The organism is Acidovorax sp. 100 (assembly GCF_003688355.1).
Classification (GTDB): Bacteria; Pseudomonadota; Gammaproteobacteria; order Burkholderiales; family Burkholderiaceae_C; genus Acidovorax; species Acidovorax delafieldii.
The window spans coordinates 1,757,833-1,775,118 of sequence record NZ_REFD01000001.1; the positions used below are offsets into that span (position 1 = coordinate 1,757,833).

Annotated in this window: 14 protein-coding genes; all 14 read left to right on the forward strand. The window is 63.5% G+C overall.

Annotation, left to right across the window (positions count from 1 at the left end):
- The first annotated feature begins 121 nt into the window (after nt 1–121).
- The 14 genes from C8C96_RS08240 to C8C96_RS08305 all read left to right on the forward strand — a co-directional run bounded on the left by C8C96_RS08240 (nt 122) and on the right by C8C96_RS08305 (nt 17,285).
- On the forward strand, nt 122–1,297 hold the full coding sequence (locus tag C8C96_RS08240) for an acetyl-CoA C-acyltransferase (protein ID WP_121941996.1): 1,176 nt from the start codon (nt 122–124) through the stop codon (nt 1,295–1,297).
- Between the two features lie 162 nt (nt 1,298–1,459).
- Nucleotides 1,460–2,668: an acyl-CoA dehydrogenase family protein gene (locus C8C96_RS08245; RefSeq protein WP_121941997.1), complete on the forward strand. Its 1,209-nt coding sequence runs from the start codon at nt 1,460–1,462 to the stop codon at nt 2,666–2,668.
- Nucleotides 2,669–2,678: 10 nt separating this feature from the next.
- Entirely contained in the window at nt 2,679–3,812 is a 1,134-nt protein-coding gene (locus C8C96_RS08250) for an acyl-CoA dehydrogenase family protein (RefSeq protein WP_121941998.1), read from the forward strand.
- A gap of 4 nt (nt 3,813–3,816) precedes the next feature.
- A complete protein-coding gene (locus C8C96_RS08255; protein WP_121941999.1) occupies nt 3,817–4,653 on the forward strand; it encodes an oxepin-CoA hydrolase, alternative type in 837 nt (278 codons plus the stop codon).
- Entirely contained in the window at nt 4,650–5,897 is a 1,248-nt protein-coding gene (locus C8C96_RS08260) for a CaiB/BaiF CoA-transferase family protein (RefSeq protein WP_121942000.1), read from the forward strand. The genes C8C96_RS08255 and C8C96_RS08260 overlap by 4 nt, the downstream gene beginning before the upstream one ends.
- A gap of 78 nt (nt 5,898–5,975) precedes the next feature.
- Entirely contained in the window at nt 5,976–6,983 is a 1,008-nt protein-coding gene (locus C8C96_RS08265; protein WP_121942001.1) for a tripartite tricarboxylate transporter substrate binding protein, read from the forward strand.
- A 338-nt stretch (nt 6,984–7,321) separates the two neighbouring features.
- Nucleotides 7,322–8,335, forward strand: a complete 1,014-nt coding sequence (locus C8C96_RS08270; protein ID WP_121942002.1) for a tripartite tricarboxylate transporter substrate binding protein — start codon at nt 7,322–7,324, stop codon at nt 8,333–8,335.
- An 8-nt stretch (nt 8,336–8,343) separates the two neighbouring features.
- Nucleotides 8,344–9,909, forward strand: a complete 1,566-nt coding sequence (locus C8C96_RS08275; RefSeq protein ID WP_121942003.1) for a class I adenylate-forming enzyme family protein — start codon at nt 8,344–8,346, stop codon at nt 9,907–9,909.
- A 32-nt stretch (nt 9,910–9,941) separates the two neighbouring features.
- Nucleotides 9,942–10,691, forward strand: a complete 750-nt coding sequence (locus C8C96_RS08280) for an electron transfer flavoprotein subunit beta/FixA family protein (protein WP_015012599.1) — start codon at nt 9,942–9,944, stop codon at nt 10,689–10,691.
- Nucleotides 10,692–11,624 (forward strand): electron transfer flavoprotein subunit alpha/FixB family protein, encoded by a 933-nt coding sequence (locus C8C96_RS08285; protein ID WP_121942004.1) that lies wholly within the window; start codon nt 10,692–10,694, stop codon nt 11,622–11,624.
- Nucleotides 11,625–12,086: 462 nt separating this feature from the next.
- The gene (locus C8C96_RS08290) at nt 12,087–14,099 is read left to right on the forward strand and encodes a sensor histidine kinase (protein ID WP_121942005.1); all 2,013 of its coding nucleotides are present in this window, start codon (nt 12,087–12,089) and stop codon (nt 14,097–14,099) included.
- A 38-nt stretch (nt 14,100–14,137) separates the two neighbouring features.
- Nucleotides 14,138–14,896 carry a response regulator transcription factor gene (locus tag C8C96_RS08295; RefSeq protein ID WP_121942006.1) on the forward strand — a complete coding sequence of 253 codons (759 nt, stop codon included), beginning with the start codon at nt 14,138–14,140 and terminating at the stop codon, nt 14,894–14,896.
- A 204-nt stretch (nt 14,897–15,100) separates the two neighbouring features.
- Nucleotides 15,101–16,306 (forward strand): ABC transporter substrate-binding protein, encoded by a 1,206-nt coding sequence (locus tag C8C96_RS08300; protein ID WP_121942007.1) that lies wholly within the window; start codon nt 15,101–15,103, stop codon nt 16,304–16,306.
- A 118-nt stretch (nt 16,307–16,424) separates the two neighbouring features.
- Nucleotides 16,425–17,285, forward strand: a complete 861-nt coding sequence (locus C8C96_RS08305; RefSeq protein WP_121942008.1) for a branched-chain amino acid ABC transporter permease — start codon at nt 16,425–16,427, stop codon at nt 17,283–17,285.
- The last annotated feature ends 1 nt before the right edge of the window (nt 17,286 follow it).

Genomic DNA, 17,286 nt, shown 5'->3' on the forward strand with positions numbered 1-17,286 from the left:
GGTGGTCCAACGCCAAGTCCTTTCTCACTGTTGGGCTGTGTTTCAACACTCATTTTTAAGTCATTTTGGCCTCTAGCGCCCTATCAGTAAGTGCTAGCAGCTATCAAATCAGGAGCAAATCATGCGTGAAGCCGTCATCGTTTCCACCGCCCGCACCCCGCTGACCAAGTCGCACCGGGGCGAGTTCAACGCCACACCCGGCCCGCAGCTGGCGGCGTATTCCGTCAAGGCGGCCGTGGAGCGCTCGGGTATCGAGCCCGAGTTGATCGAAGACCTGGTGATGGGCTGCGGCTACCCCGAAGGCATCACCGGCAAGAACATTGGCCGCCAGACCGCGCTGCGTGCGGGCCTGCCGCTGTCGGTGGCGGGCATGGTGGCCAGCCGCTTTTGCGCGTCGGGCCTGCAGTCGGTGGCGATTGCCGCAGGCCGCATCGTGGCCGAAGGCGTGCCCGCCATGGTGGCGGGCGGGGTGGAGAGCATCTCTGCCATCCGCGCAGGCAACCCGGCAGACATCGATCCCTGGCTGCAAGAGCACAAGCCCGACCTCTACATGGCCATGATCGACACCGCCGACATCGTGGCCCACCGCTACGGCATCAGCCGTGAAGACCAGGACCTGTTCTCGCTGCAAAGCCAGCAACGCACCGCCGCCGCACAGCAGGCGGGCGTGTTTGCTGACGAGATCGTGCCCTGCACCACGCGCATGATGGAAAAGAACAAGGAGACCGGCGAGGTCACCTACCGCGAAGTGACGGCCACGCACGACAACTGCAACCGCGCCAATACCACGCTCGAAGGCCTGGCCAAGCTGGAGCCGGTGAAGGGCCCAGGCCAGTTCATCACGGCGGGCAATGCCTCGCAACTGTCCGATGGCTCCAGCGCCTGCGTGCTCATGGAAGCGAAAGAAGCCGAGCGCCGTGGCTTGCAGCCGCTGGGCGCCTTCCGTGGCTTTGCGGTGGCCGGGTGCGAGCCCGACGAAATGGGCATTGGCCCCGTGTTTGCCGTGCCCAAGCTGCTGGCACGCCACGGTCTCACGGTGCAGGACATTGACCTGTGGGAGATGAACGAGGCCTTTGCTTCGCAGGCCCTGTACTGCCAGCGCCGCCTGGGCATTCCGTCTGAGCGGCTGAACGTGAACGGCGGGGCCATTGCCATTGGCCACCCGTTTGGCATGACCGGCGCACGCCTGGTGGGTCACCTGCTGCTCGAAGGCCGCCGCCGCAAGGCCAAGTACGGCGTGGTGACGATGTGCATTGCAGGCGGCATGGGCGCTGCAGGCCTCTTCGAAATTTATTGAAACACCCCCTGAGCGGCTGGCGCCGCTTCCCCCTCTCCTGCGGGAGGGGGACGACGCCCTCGCTGCGGGGCGGCCCTTGCTCGGCGTCCCCCGCGTGGGGCGCGCCGGTGCGAAGGCCGTAGACAGGCGCACAGCGCCATGGATGACTGAGGAAAACCGTCAATGGACCTGAATTTCACCCCCGAAGAAGAAGCCTTCCGCGCCGAGGTGCAGGCTTTCTTGAAAGCCAAGCTGCCCGAACGCATCGCCACCAAGGTCAAGGCCGGGCAGCGCCTGTCCAAGGCTGACCAGGACGAGTGGCACGCCATCCTGAACGAGCGCGGCTGGCTGGCCAACCACTGGCCCAAGGAATACGGCGGCCCCGGCTGGGGTGCGGTCGAGAAGTTCATTTTCGACACCGAATGCGCCCTGGCCGGTGGCCCGCGCATCGTGCCCTTTGGCGTGAACATGCTGGGCCCGGTGCTCATCAAGTTTGGCAACGAGGCGCAGAAAAAATACTGGCTGCCGCGCATCCTGAGCGGCGAGGACTGGTGGTGCCAGGGCTACTCCGAACCCGGCGCGGGCTCGGACCTGGCTTCGGTCAAGACTACGGCTGTGCGAGTCACGGACGAAACAGGCGACCACTACATCGTCAACGGCCAGAAGACCTGGACCACCCAGGGCCAGCACGCCAACATGATCTTCTGCCTGGTGCGCACCGACCGCGAAGCCAAGGCCCAGTCGGGCATCAGCTTTTTGCTGGTGGACATGAAATCGCCCGGCGTGGAGCTGCGCCCCATCCGCACGCTCGATGGCGACAAGGAAGTCAACGAGGTGTTCTTCACCGATGTGAAGGTGCCCGTGGAAAACCTGGTGGGCGAGGAAAACAAGGGCTGGACCTACGCCAAGTACCTGCTGACCTACGAGCGCACCGGCATCGCAGGCGTGGGCTTTTGCATTGCCGCGCTGGCCAAGCTCAAGGTGGTGGCTGCCAAGGTGATGAAGAACGGCCAGCCGCTGGACCAGGACCCGCTGTTTGCTGCCCGCATGGCCCAGGTGGAGATTGACCTGGAGAACATGAAGACCACCAACCTGCGCGTGATTGCTGCCGTAGCCGGTGGCGGCGTGCCGGGGGCGGAAAGCTCCATGCTCAAAATTCGCGGCACCGAGATCCGCCAGGAAATCCTGTCGCTCATCCGCCGCGCTGTGGGACCGTACGCGCTGCCCTTCATCGAAGAAGCGCAGTACGAAGGCTATGCCGAAGAACCCGTGGGCCCGAAAGAGGCAGCGACGGCTGCAGCCAATTACTTCAACTACCGCAAGCTGTCGATATTTGGCGGCTCCAATGAAATCCAGAAGAACATCATCTCCAAGATGATCCTCGGCCTGTGAGGTTGCCGCGATGAACTTTGAACATACCGAAGACCGCCGCATGCTGGCGGACACCCTGAATCGTTTTGTGGCCGAGCAGTACGGCATTGAAACGCGCAACCACATTGCCTATGGCGACACCGGCACGGACCCGGCGCTGTGGGCCCGCTTTGCCGAGCTGGGTGCGATTGGCGCGCTCTTCCCCGAAGCCGATGCCGGGTTTGGCGGCGCGGGCTTTGACGTGGCCGTGGTGTTTGAAGCCCTGGGCGGTGGCCTGGTGGTGGAGCCGTTTGTGGCCGCTCTGGTGGTGGGCCGTGCGCTGGGCCTGGCGGGCAGTGCGGCGCAAAAGGAACACCTCGCCAGCATCATCGACGGCAGCACTGTGGCTGCGCTGGCGCATGAAGAGCCCGGCGCGCACTATGCGCTCAACCGCGTCACCACCCGCGCAGTGCGCAGTGGCGACGGCTGGTTGCTCACCGGCCACAAGGCCGTGGTGCTGCATGGCGACCAGGCGCAGCTGCTGCTGGTCAGTGCCCGCACCTCGGGCGCTGTGGACGATGAAAACGGCATCTCGCTGTTCCTGGTGCACGCTGATGCGGCAGGCTTGAGCCGCCGTGGTATGGGCCGCATAGACGGTGGCCGCGTGGCCGAAGTCACGTTGCAAAACGTGCAAGTCGGCGCCGGCGCGCTGGTGGGCTCGGAAGGCCAAGGTTTTGCCACACTGGAACATGCCGTGGGCTGGGGCATTCTGGCCGTGTGCGCCGAGGCGCTGGGCGCCATGGACGTGGCTAAGAAGCACACGCTGGAATACCTGCAGACCCGCAAGCAGTTTGGCGTGCCCATTGGCAGCTTCCAGGCCCTGCAGCACCGCATGGCCGACCTGCTGCTGGAAGTGGAGCAGGCACGCTCTGCCGTCATCAATGCGGCGGCAGCCATGGACAGCACCGACCGCGCCGAGCGCGAGCGTGCGCTGTCCGCCGCCAAGGTCACGATGGGCCGCATCGGAGCGCTGGTGGCTGAGGAAAGCATCCAGCTGCACGGAGGCATTGGCATGACGTGGGAGCTGCCCCTGTCGCACTATGCCAAGCGCCTGGTCATGGTGGATCACCAGTTTGGCGATGAAGACCACCACCTGGTGCGCTTCATTGCGCTAGGCCGGAGCTGAAGCCATGGAGCAGCCACAGCCTCTGCTGCAACGCCGCGAGGGCGCGGTGCTCGTGCTCTCCAACAACAACCCCGCTGCGCGCAATGCGCTGTCGCCCGCGTTTTACGCGGCGCTGACCGAGGCCTTGGCGCAGGCCGAGTCCGACCCTACCGTCGGTGCCATCGTGCTCACAGGCGAAGGCGGGCACTTCTGCGCGGGCGGTGACCTGCGCCAGCTGGCCAAGCGCCGTGAGCTGCCCATCGAAGAGCGCCGCGCCAAGCTCGAAGGCCTGCACGACCTGATCCGCACCGTGCGCGATTGCCGCAAGCCGGTGATTGCAGCGGTGGAGGGCGCTGCCGCTGGTGCGGGCCTGTCGTTGGCGCTGGCCTGCGACATGCTGGTGGCTGCGCGCAATGCCGTGTTCTCGGTGGCTTACGTGAAGGTGGGCCTCACGCCCGATGGCGGCGCCACGGCCTTCCTGGCCGAGTTCGTGTCACGCCAGGTGCTGACCGAGCTGTGCCTCACCGGCGAACGCATCTCGGGCGAGCGGCTGAACGCACTCGGCCCGGTCAATCGGCTGGCCGAACCCGGTGAGGCGCTGACGCAGGCATTGGCATTGGCCGCGCAGGTGGCCACCGGGCCGGACCTGGTCATGGGCCGCATCAAGGCGCTGTGCCGCAGTGCCTACGTCCAGCCGCTGGATGACCAGCTGGAGCTGGAAGCTCAGCTCATGGTGCAGTCGCAAGCCACCGAAGAATCCCGCGAAGGCATTGGTGCGTTTCTGGAAAAACGCCCGGCCGATTTCGCCCGCCTGCGCCAGGTCAATACCGCCGGCGCGGGTACACAAGACACTACGCAATGACCTCCACCACCCCCACACCCCCATTGCCCGAGGGCATGGACTTCCCGCTCGAAGGCGTGCGCGTGCTCGACCTCTCGCGTGTGTTTGCGGGCCCGCTGTGCGGCCAGGTACTGGCCGATTTTGGTGCCGACGTCATCAAGGTGGAACACCCCGGCCGGGGTGACGACACCCGCGACTGGGGCATGCGCATCGGCAAGACCGAGACCACCTACTACAACAGCATGAACCGCAACAAGCGGTCCATCACGGTGGACTTGCAGACGCCCGAAGGCGTGAGGATCATCCGCGACCTGCTGCCGCAGTGCGACGTGGTAGTCCAGAACTTCAAGACCGGCGGCGCCGAGAAGCTGGGCCTGGGCTACGAGCAGCTCAAGGCCATCAAGCCGGACCTCATCTACTGCTCGGTGGCGGGCTACGACAGCTCCGGCCCCGAGGCCAAGCGCCCCGGTTATGACCTGGTGATCCAGGGCGAGGCGGGTCTGATGGCCATCAACGGTGAGGCCAACCAGCCCCCGCTGAAGTTCGGCGTGGCCGCGGTGGACATGATGACCGGCATGTATGCGGCACAGGCCGTGCTGGCCGCGCTGTTCCGGCGGGAGCGCACGGGCAAGGGCCGCCACATCGAGATGGCGCTGTACGACTGCGGTCTGATGATCACCGGCTACTACGGCCTGGACGCCATGCTGCTGGGCCATGACCCGCAGCGCTACGGCAACGCCCACCCGTCCATCGTGCCCTATGGCATGTTCGAGGCACAGGATGGTCCGCTCATCATCGCCGTGGGCAACAACAGCCAGTTCGACAAATTCTGCCGTCAGGTGGTGATGCGCCCGGATATCGTGGAAGACCCCCGTTTTGCCACCAATGTCGAGCGTGCCCGCAATCGACTGACCTTGCTGCCCGAGATGAAGGCGTTGATTGCCAGCTTCCCGCGTGATGTGCTGCTCGAACGCCTGACCGCTGCAGGCATCCCTTGCGGCCGCGTGGCCGGCCTGCATGAGGCGCTGACTAGCGAGCGTACGCGGCGTGGCGGCCTGCTGCAGGAAATGCCCCACCCCGTGGCGGGCACCACGCATGTGTTCGCGCCGCCTTATCGGCTGGACGGCCAGCGCCTGCCCATCCGCAACGCACCGCCCACCCTGGGCGACGCCACGCGCGATGTGCTGCAGCAGCTGCTGCAACTGCCCGAGGCCGAGCTTCAGGCCCTGCGCGACAAGGGTGTGCTCACACTTCCCCCGCTTTAATAGCTATAAAAACGATAGCGAAATGCGCTTGCAGAACAAGCGCTATCGACCTTTTCCTATTGCCATCCGGAGACAAACATGAACTTCTTCCGTATTCCCCGCCGCAGGGTCCTGCAGGGCCTGGCCGCCCTCATCAGCACCGGCCTGCTGGGCTCGGCCCTGGCCCAGGCGGGCAAGGAAGCCTGGCCTGCCAAGCCTATCAAGCTGATCGTGCCGTACCCGGCCGGTGGCGCCACCGACATCACCGCCCGCGCGCTGGGCGAGAAGCTCTCGGCCCGTCTGGGCCAGCCTGTGCTGGTGGACAACCGCGGCGGAGCCGGCGGGGTGACCGGCACCGACCAGGCGCTCAAGTCGCCAGCCGACGGCTACACCCTGCTGGTGTCCCTGGGCACCACCATGCTCATCAACCAGTTCCTGTACGACCGCCTGCCGTACCAGCCGCAAAAGGACCAGGCCCTCATCACGCAGATCGCGCTGGCGCCGGTGGTGCTGCTGGTCAACCCGCAGCTGCCGGTCAACAACGCAGCGGAGCTGATGGCCTACATCGACCGTAACAAGGGCAAGATCGCCTATGGCTCGTGGGGCATGGGTTCGTACTCCCATCTGGCTGGTGCATGGCTGTCCGACAAGCACAAGGCCGACATGAACCATGTGGCCTACAAGGGCGAGGCCCCTATGCTGCAGGATCTCGTGGGCGGGCAGTTCCAGATGGCGTTTGCCAGCCTGCAGTCGGCCCGGCCCTACATCGAATCGGGCCGCCTCAAGCCACTGGCCGTGACCGGCGCGCAGCGCATGGACGCGTTGCCCAAAGTGGCCACGATGGCTGAGCAGGGTATCAAGGACGAGGTCTTCCAGGTGACGGGCTGGGTGGGCATGAGCGCACCCGCCAAGACGCCACCCGAAGTCGTAGCCCGGCTTGGCGTTGAGCTGCAGGCCGTGATCGCGATGCCCGAAGTGCGCGACCGCATCCAGCAGATGGGTTTCATCCCCGTGGGCAGCAGTCCCGAGCAGTTCAGCGCCCAGTTCAAGAAGGACGCACCTGTGTGGGAGCGCGTGGTGAAGGTGTCTGGCGCAAAGCTTGATTGAGGCGACGTTGAATAAGTCCTCGCGATGCGGCGGGCCCTGGATCGGGATGGGCTGCAAGGCGCAAAACGCAGCCATAGCCATCGCTATGGCGAGTATTTGCAACGCCGCAGACCGTCTTGAGCCAGGGATGCGCCGCGCGGGAGGACTTGTTCAGCGTTGCCTTAACCCCCTGAGCCGCTGCGCGGCATCCCCCCGCTCTCTCGCATGGCTGCGCCATGCGGGCAGGGGGACGCAGCCAGCGCGGCGGGGCGGCCCTTGCGCGGCTGCCCGCGCCTGGGCCGCGCCGGTTACGTCGGGCGTGGGTCAGCACAAAAGCTGAAAGTAAAAACGGATCTCTGATGACGAAACAATCTCTTTTCCCCGCCGCCTTTTCGCGTCGCGCGGTGCTGTCCGCAGCTGCCGCTGTGTCGGCTATCGGCCTGCTGGGCACGGCCCCGGCACACGCCCAGGTCTGGCCCAGCAAGATGATCAAGCTCGTGGTGCCCTTCCCGGCTGGTGGGCCCACCGATACGGCCTCGCGCATCGTCGGCCAGAAGCTGGCCGAGCGGCTGAAGCAGCCCGTGGTGGTGGAGAACCGCGCTGGCGCTTCGGGCTCGATTGCCGCGCAGCAGATCGCCAAGACCCCTGGCGACGGCTACACGCTCATGATGCTGGCCACGCCCACGCTGTTGGCTCCGCACCTGTACAAAAAGGCGGGCTACGACACCACCAAGGATTTCGTGTCCGTGGCTACCGTGTACGACCTGCCCATCGTGGTGGTGGTCAACCCGGCGCAGATGCCCACCGTGACCGATCTGCAAAAGCTCATCACCCACGCCAAGGCGCGGCCAGGTCAGCTCAACTACACCTCCTCGGGCGTGGGCAGCTTTGGCCACCTGAGCATGGAGCTGCTCAAGCAGCTGGGTCAATTCGAGATGGAGCATGTGCCCTACAAGGGCGGTGTGCCCGCCATCACCGACACGCTGGGCGGCCAGGTGCCCATGATGTATGCCGACCTCGTGGCAGCGCTGCCCCATATTCAGACGGGCAAGCTGCGCGCCATTGCCGTGGGCTCGCCGCAGCGCGTGGGCGTAATCCCCAACGTGCCCACCATTGCCGAGCAGGGCTTCAAGGGCTTTGATGCCGTGTCGTGGGGCGGCCTGATGGCCCCGCTCGGTACGCCCAAGGATGTGGTCGAGCGCATCAGCACCGAAGTCAAAGCCATCCTGGCCGACAAGGAAGTGCAGGACAAGCTGCTCAGCGCCGGCGCCATCGCCAACTACCAGGGCCCGGACCAGATGGCCAAGCGCGTGAGTGGCGATTACGCCAAGTGGGGCCAGGTGATCCGCGACAAGGGCATCATCTTCGAGTAAGTTGGGCCATGACCAACGCAACTGCCTCTGCCCCTTTGCCCCCATTCCGCCGGGTCTCCGATCTGCTGCGTGACAACGCGCAGCAGCGCCCGCAGGCCAGTGCCTTGGCCGATGACGACTCCGCGCTGGATTGGGCTGCACTCGATGCCCTGGTAGACCGCGTGGCCGCATCGTTGCAGCAGGCGGGCCTGCGGTCGGGCGACGTGGTGGCCGTGTGCGCCGCGTCGTCGGTGCGTTATGCCGCTGTGTACCTGGGCGCCCTGCGTGCGGGTGTGGTGGTGGCACCGCTGGCGCCATCCGTCACGCCCGATGCGATGGCATCGATGCTGGGCGACGCCCAGGCGCGCCTGCTGTTTGCCGATGCGCAGGGTAGGGCGGCGGTGCCGCCTGCAGTGATGAAAGGCGCCGGTGTGCTGCCCCTGGTGGCGCTGGACGATACCGGCGCAGGCACGCCGTGGGTCGAGTGGCTTGCCCCTGAAGGCTCCGCACCGCAGCCGGTGGAGGTGGGGCCCGAGCACCCGTTCAACATCATTTATTCCTCCGGCACCACCGGCAACCCCAAGGGCATCGTGCAATCGCACGGCATGCGCTGGGCGCATCTGGTGCGCGGCCTGGCGCAGGGCTACGGCCCGGACAGTGTCACGCTGCTGGCAACGCCGCTGTATTCCAACACCACGCTGGTGTCGTTCTTCCCCGGCCTGTGCTGGGGCGGCAGCGTGCGGCTGATGCCAAAATTCGATGCGTTGCGCTACTTACAGACCGCGCAGCAGATCCGCGCCACGCATTCCATGCTGGTGCCGGTGCAATACCAGCGCATCCTGGCGCTGCCGCAGTTTGGCGAATTCGACTTGTCGTGCTTTCGCGCCAAGTTCTGCACCAGCGCGCCGTTCCGTGCCGAGCTCAAGGCCGACATCCTGGCGCGCTGGCCGGGCGCGCTGTACGAGTTCTACGGCATGACCGAAGGCGGTGGCACCTGCATCCTGGCGGCGCACGAGCACCCGGACAAGCTGCACACCGTGGGCCAGCCCGCATCTACCAGCGACATCCGCCTGATCGACGAAGAGGGCCATGAGCTGCCGCCCGGTGCCACCGGCGAGGTGGTGGGCCACTCGCCCGGCATGATGACCGGCTACCACCGGCAGCCCGACAAGACGCGGGAGGCCGAGTGGTTTGATGCCACCGGCAAGCGCTTCATCCGCACAGGCGACGTGGGCCGGTTTGACGCGCAGGGCTTTCTGACCCTGCTGGACCGCCGCAAGGACATGGTCATCAGCGGCGGCTTCAATATCTACCCCAGCGACCTCGAAGCCGAGCTGCGCAAGCACCCCGCCGTGGAGGACGTGGCCGTGACCGGCGTACCCTCCGAACAATGGGGCGAGACGCCGGTGGCCTTTGTATGCCGCCGGCCGGGTGCCACCGAAGACGCCACCCAGATCATGGGTTGGTACAACGCCCGTGCGGGCAAGACGCAGCGGCTAGCTGCGTTGCATTTCATTGATGAGCTGCCGCGCAGCGCGATTGGCAAGGTGCTCAAGCGCGAGCTGCGCGACCTGCACCGCGCGCTGTCGCACTGATCGATTTCCTGTTTTTTCAGAAAGACCCAACCATGAAAATCCTCGTTCCCGTCAAGCGCGTGGTGGACTACAACGTGAAGGTCCGCGTGAAGTCGGACAACACGGGTGTGGACATCGCCAACGTGAAGATGAGCATGAACCCCTTTGACGAAATCGCCGTTGAAGAGGCCGTGCGCCTGAAAGAAAAAGGCCTGGTGACCGAAGTCATCGCAGTCTCCTGCGGCGTGGCCCAGTGCCAGGAAACCCTGCGCACCGCCATGGCCATCGGCGCCGACCGCGCCATCCTGGTCGAGACCGACGTGGAACTGCAGCCCCTGGCAGTGGCCAAGCTCCTCAAAGCCCTGGTGGACAAAGAGCAACCTTCTCTCATCATCCTGGGCAAACAAGCCATCGACGACGACGCCAACCAGACCGGCCAGATGCTGGCAGCCCTGGCCGACCTGCCCCAGGCCACCTTCGCCAGCAAGGTCGAACTCGCAGCCGACAAAGTCAGCGTGACCCGTGAAGTCGACGGCGGCCTGGAAACCCTGGCCCTCACGCTCCCCGCCGTCATCACCACCGACCTGCGCCTGAACGAGCCCCGCTACGTCACCTTGCCCAACATCATGAAGGCCAAGAAAAAGCAGCTCGATACCGTCAAGCCCGAAGACCTCGGTGTGGACGTGGCGCCGCGCCTGAAGACCCTCAAGGTGACCGAGCCTGCCAAGCGCGGCGCAGGCATCAAGGTGGCCGACGTGGCCGCCCTGGTCGAAAAACTCAAGAACGAAGCGAAGGTGATCTAAATGTCGGTACTCGTTATTGCTGAACACGACAACGCGTCCATCAAGGGCGCCACGCTGAACACCGTCACGGCCGCAGTGGCTTGCGGTGGCGACGTGCACGTGCTGGTGGCCGGCCACAACGCCGGCGCTGCTGCACAAGCCGCCTCCAAAATAGCCGGTGTTGCCAAGGTCATCCACGCCGACGCCCCTGGCCTGGAACACGGCCTGGCAGAAAACGTGGCCGCGCAAGTGCTCGCCATCGCATCCAACTACAGCCACATCCTGTTCCCCGCGACTGCCAGCGGCAAGAACGTGGCCCCCCGCGTGGCGGCCAAGCTCGATGTGGCCCAGATCAGCGACATCACCAAAGTGATCGCAGCCGATACGTTTGAGCGCCCCATCTACGCCGGCAACGCCATTGCCACCGTGCAAAGCCAAGATGCCGTCAAGATCATCACCGTGCGCACCACCGGCTTTGACGCCGCAGCCGCCACCGGTGGCAGCGCACAAGTTGAAACCGCCGCTGCCACGGCCGACGCAGGCAAGAGCAGCTTCGTGGGCAGCGAAATCGCCAAGAGCGACCGCCCCGATCTGACCGCTGCCAAGATCATCGTCTCCGGTGGTCGTGCGCTGGGCAGCAAGGAAAAGTTCGACGAAGTCATGACGCCCCTGGCCGACAAGCTGGGCGCCGCCCTGGGTGCCAGCCGCGCGGCGGTGGACGCAGGCTACGCACCGAACGACTGGCAAGTGGGCCAGACGGGCAAGATCGTGGCACCGCAGCTGTATGTGGCCGCCGGTATCTCGGGCGCCATCCAGCACTTGGCGGGCATGAAGGACTCCAAAGTGATCGTGGCGATCAACAAGGACCCTGAGGCACCGATCTTCAGCGTGGCCGACTATGGGCTGGAAGCGGATCTGTTCACGGCTGTGCCTGAACTGGTCAAGGCCCTGTAAGAACGCCCCTGTGCACACAAAGGCATCGCTCGCGATGCCTTTTTTTGTGCCAGCGTAAAGCAACGACCGCTTTGCTTCACATGTCGTGAGTTCGTTGATTTGATTTCACTGGCGGCAATCGCTGCGTAACTGGCATTCCTGATAGAGGTAGGCAGAGTCACTGCTGCACTGACAGAGGGAAGAGGCAGACACCATGTGGTCTATCTAAATGCCTGAACAATTGCCGTTCTCGGCCAGGCAAGCGACGGAAGACGGCGATGGCCGGTTCTACAGTACGTGAACTGAACTTGGCATCCGAAGACACTGCGCATAGGCGCACCGTAAGGTTGAGTCGCGTGGGGGCGACAAACAAAGGTTCAAGGCACCGCATCGAGTACATGTGATTGAATCTGAGGCAACGCGCCGAACCGCGCGCACAGGCGTGTCTCTGAGGTGCGCCGCCTGTACACCCTCGATCTCCCAATGTTTACTCGCCGTCTTGCCCTGCGCACTTTTCTGACACTTGCACTGTTGGCGGTGTTGCTGCCCCTGGTACTTGCCAGCAGCAGTTTGTTTTATCGCTCTGCTACGGGTGCCATGGAAGAGTTCGCGCTGCAATTGGCTGACGAGGTGTCAGGCAGGGTCCGCGAAAAGGTGGTCTCCTTCTTTGATGTGCCGCAGCGCGTAGTGGCTTTCAATGTCGAGCAAGTGCGCGCCGGATACCTGATGGTTCAGCAACCTGACGTGTTGATGCGCCAGTTCATTCTGCAGATCGACCAGCAACCCCAACTGACCTTCATATCCATGGGCATGCCTGATGGCCAGTACTACGCCGGCAGCCGTCCCCCTTTGGGGGAGGACCGCGCTTTGCGCATGCTGCGCGCACGGATCAGTGATGGCCGGGCCATGGAGGTTTTGCGTATCGACGCCGTGAGTCGCGAGCCAACGCTGATTTCTCGCAGCGAGGTGGGCTTTGACGCACGTACCCGTCCGTGGTACCAGTCAGCGATTGCCAATGATGGGGTCGCGTGGTACGCGCCTTATCGCTACATGATCAACGATGCGCAAGGCGCATATGCCGCAATTGGCATGGGGATTTCAGCTCCGGTCCGCTCACGCGATGGCAGTTTGATCGGGGTGGTCACCGCCGATGTGGCGCTGTCCCAGCTCAACGAGTTTCTGGCCGCGCTGGCCTCCGAGTCCGGGGGCAGGGCCTTTCTGGCCGAGGCCTCGGGAGAACTGCTTGCAATGTCCTCGCACGATCCGTCTGCAGGTGTATCGGCTTTGGTGGATGGGCAGCGTGTGCGCATCGACCAAAGTCACGACCCCGTGATGCGTGCGTTGGGGCAGCACATCCTGCAGAGCGGTCAACGCGAGGGAAACCGATTCATGGATGTGGACGGTGTGCGTCACCTGGCGCGTTGGTGGACGCATGCGCTGGATCGCGGTCCTGTGCTGACGATGGCGATCATCCTGCCTGAGAGCCGCTTCAACACGCCGTTGCGGGGAGTGCTACGCAACACGATCTACACCACGCTGGCCGTCTTGCTGGCTTCAGTGCTGTTTTCGGTGTTCGTGGCCAGCCGGTTGGTGAGACCCTTGCAGGTACTCAGTGACTGGGCAGTTAGACTGACCCAGTCCGACTGGAATGCTCAGGCGCCTAAATCCAGCCCTATTCGCGAGTTACGGTCTCTGGCGGATTCCATGGGCTACATGGCAGGGCATTTGAAGGAGCATGCCGAAGATCTGGAGCAAATGGTCGCGCAACGCACCCAGGAGTTGGAGAGTGCTGTGGCCTCCATTGAGCAGACGCTGACCGACCAGCGCCATTTCATCGCCATGCTGTCCCACGAGGTACGTTCTCCGCTGGCGGTGATCAATACCGCCGGGCAGTTGCTTGCGCTGCGCTCCAAGGATGTGCCTGCGCAGCTGGCATTGGCGCAACGCATCCTGCGGGGCTCGGCGCGATTGAGCTACTTCTTTGACAACTGCCTGACCCAGGACCGCATCGATAGCCACAACTTTGCGGTAGAGCCAGTACCCGTTGACGTGGGGGAGTTATGCCTGTGGGTAACGGAAAACGGAGGCCAACTGTCTGCCGAGCACCCGCTGTACCTGACGGTGGAACCCGGGTTGCCATCATTGAATGGCGACCCCGTGCTGTTGCGCGTGATGCTCATGAACGTGCTGTCGAACGCATTCAAGTATTCCGAGGTGGGTGCAACGGTGTCTTTTAGCGTGCATCAGCATGAGGGCCAGTGCCGTTTTGTCATTGAGGACGAAGGCCCTGGCATTCCGCTGGAAGAGCAAACGCTGGTGTTTGAGAAGTACCGCCGCGGCCGTACGGCAGAGGGCAAACCCGGTGCCGGACTGGGGCTGGCTTTGGTAAAACGGATCGTTGACTTGCATGGTGGGGCTGTCCAGCTACAGGCCGTCCAACCCCAAGGCACTCGCTTTGTGATCGACATCCCGTTGAACGTGACACCGGTGGCCTGAATGTTGCATTCCGGACAGGTGCCGGAGGTATTCGCAACATGACCCAATCCAAGCCCAGCATTGCTATCGTAGAGGACGACTCCGATCAACTGCACAGCATCGAGGAATTCTTGCTCGACTCGGGCTATAGCGTTTGGGGTGCGGGTAGCGCCGAGGCGTTTTACAAAGGGTTCACCGTTCAGCCGGTCGATGTGGTTCTCTTGGACCTAGGGCTTCCCGGAGAGGATGGCCTCAGCGTGGCGTCGCTACTCAAGTCCAGACCCGAGGTGGGGGTGATCATCCTCAGCGCCCGAGATTCACTTGACGATCGCCTGGCAGGAATGCGTGCTGGGGCAGATCGTTACCTGGTCAAGCCGGTCAACCTGCTGGAGTTGGCCGCCAATATTGACGCTACGGCGAGCCGACTTGCCCCCAGGACAGCCGTAGACCCCGCAGGATCGCTGATTGCTGCGACCATACCTGTCGCAAAGGCGGCGTGCTGGGTGCTGGCCATGAAGGACTGGGTACTGTCATCGCCGCAGGGCAAGTGTCTGCAACTGACGACCCACGAGTTCATGTTCTTGCAGCAACTCCTGCGAGCGGATGGTCAGCCCGTGCCCAAGCGCGACCTCAGCACTCACCTGTTTGGTGCTCGTGCCCAAAACGGGGCTGAACGGCTCAACTTGCTTCTCACGAGGCTACGCAAAAAGGCGGCGGAAGCGTTTTCTGAACCTCTGCCGGTCAAGACGCTGCACCAGATTGGCTACGCCTTTACAGCCTCAGCACAGCTCGTGCAGGACACTCAACGGCTGCATTGACACTCCCGTGATCATCTTGAAGCGGCGCTAAACCAGACGGGGAGCGCGCCGCGGCTTGGCCGCGCCAGCAACGAAAGCGTGCTGGGTTAACCCTGTGCTTGCATGAATCCAAATGAAAGATTTGGAAAGATCAGGAAGGTGGTTTCTTGGACACCATGGAGGTGGCAACTCTTGATCTCCCACTTCTACTCACTGGAGTCCTCCATGCAACGTCGTCATCTTCTGCAAGTCTCGGCACTGAGTGCGCTGTCCGCCTCTATCGGCCTGACCCGCAGCGCCTTTGCGCAGGCTCCGGGCGCCATTCAGTTTGGCTGTCCGGTGCCGATGTCCGGTCCTTTTGCGGCCAACGGAAAGTTCGCCGACATGGGGATGCGACTGGCCATTGAGCAATATGGCAAAGCCCTCAATCGCCCGCTTGCCTACACACTCCTGGACACAGAGGGCAAGCCCGCTACAGCCGTGCGCAAGGTGCAGGAAGCAGCCCAGCAGCAAGGTGCTCGATTCTTCGCGGGCGGCATCCTTTCGGGCGAGGCCCTGGCCATGGGCAAGGAGGCCGAGAAGGCTGGCGGCCTGTTTGTGACCACGGCTGGGGCCGATGAAATCACTGGGTCGGACTGCAATGCTGCGACCTTCCGCTGGTCGGTACCCACTTTCGGCGCCGTCGAGCAGACGGTGCGTCCGCTGATCGATTCCATGCCTAAGGCCCAGCGCTGGTACACCATCACACCGCAGTACGTGTTTGGCGATGGCCTGCTGTCGGCTGCCAAGAACATCTTCAAGGAAAAGGGGATCGAGCATGTGGGTAACAGCTACCACTCGCTGACCGAGAAGGAGTTCAGCGGCTACATCACCAATGCTCTGGCCGCAAAGCCCGATGTCCTGCTGCTGCTGAACTTTGGCGCGCAATGTGCCGACACGCTCCGCCAGGCCGTGAGCTTTGGTATGCACAAGAACATGACGATCCTGGTGGCCTGGGCCTCTGGTTTGGAGCAGTTCGAATCGCTGGGCGCTGACCTGTGCGACGGTATCTACTTTGGTGCCCAGTACTGGCACACGGTGGATTCCGAACTCAACCGCGATCTTGTCAAACGCACCAATGACAAGCTCAAGATGAACCCCAACTACAGCCTGGCGGGCTCCTATATCTGTACAAAGCTGCTGATCGACGGAATCATCAAGGCCGGGTCCGTGGAGCAAAAAGCCGTGATCGCCGCACTGGAGGGCCACAAATACCAGGGTCTGACCGGTGAGGAAGAGGTGCGAAAGGCGGACCACCAGGTGCTCAAGAACTACTACCTGCTCAAGGGCAAGGCCAAGTCCAAGATGAAGAACAAGGACGACTACGTGGACGTGCTCAGTTCGGGCAAGTCGTTCCTGCCCATCGACCAGACGGGCTGCAAGCGCGCCTGACCCTCGCGGCGTCCGCCGGGCTGGGCATAGCCCCATGCGCGCGCTGTGGCCGCCCCTTTTTTGAGAACCCCAGCGGCACCGACAGGGTGCGGCTGGTGGTCGTTCGGCCGAGCACTTTATGAACATTTACCTTCTACAGGTCATCAATGGAATCGGCATTGGCATGCTGTATTTCCTGTTGGCGGTGGGCCTGTCCATTGTTTTTGGTTTGCTGCGATTCGTGAACTTCGCGCATGGGGCGTTCTACCTGATCGGAGCGTATTTTTGCTACCAGATGACGCGATGGGGCATGAGCTTCTGGTTGGCTCTGGTCGTGGTGCCGCTGGTGGTGGGGGCGATTGGCTGGGCCACGGAAAAGCTGGTCCTGCGCCACGTGTATGCCTCGGACCATGAGTTTCACATCCTCGTGACGGTGGGCCTGGCACTCGCAGTCCAGGAGCTGGTGATCCTGCAATGGGGCCCACTGGGTGACAGCGTGGCGGTTCCCGATTCGCTGCAGGGAGTGGTGATGTGGGGCAGTTTCATCTACCCGAAGTACCGCCTGTTCGTGATCGGCTTTACTTCGGTGCTGGCAGTGCTGCTGTGGTGGGTTCTTGAGGGCACGCGACTCGGTAGCGCTGTGCGAGCAGGCAGCGAGTCGACCGAGATGGTCTCGCTGCTCGGCATCAATGTGCTGCGTATTTTCAGCCTGGTATTTGGGTTGGGCGCAGCCACCGCTGCGTTGGCCGGCGTGCTTGCATCCCCCATTCGTGGAGCAGAACCCTTCATGGGCATTGAAGCCCTGGCGGTAGCCTTTGTCGTGGTGGTCGTGGGGGGGCTGGGCAGTTTCAGCGGCGCATTGCTGGGCGGATTGATGATCGGCATTGTGCAAAGCGTCATGAGCACGCTATGGCCAGAAGGGGCCCGCCTGATGATCTATGTGGCCATGGCAGCGGTGCTGCTACTGCGTCCCCACGGCCTGCTGGGCCGCAAGGAGTGAA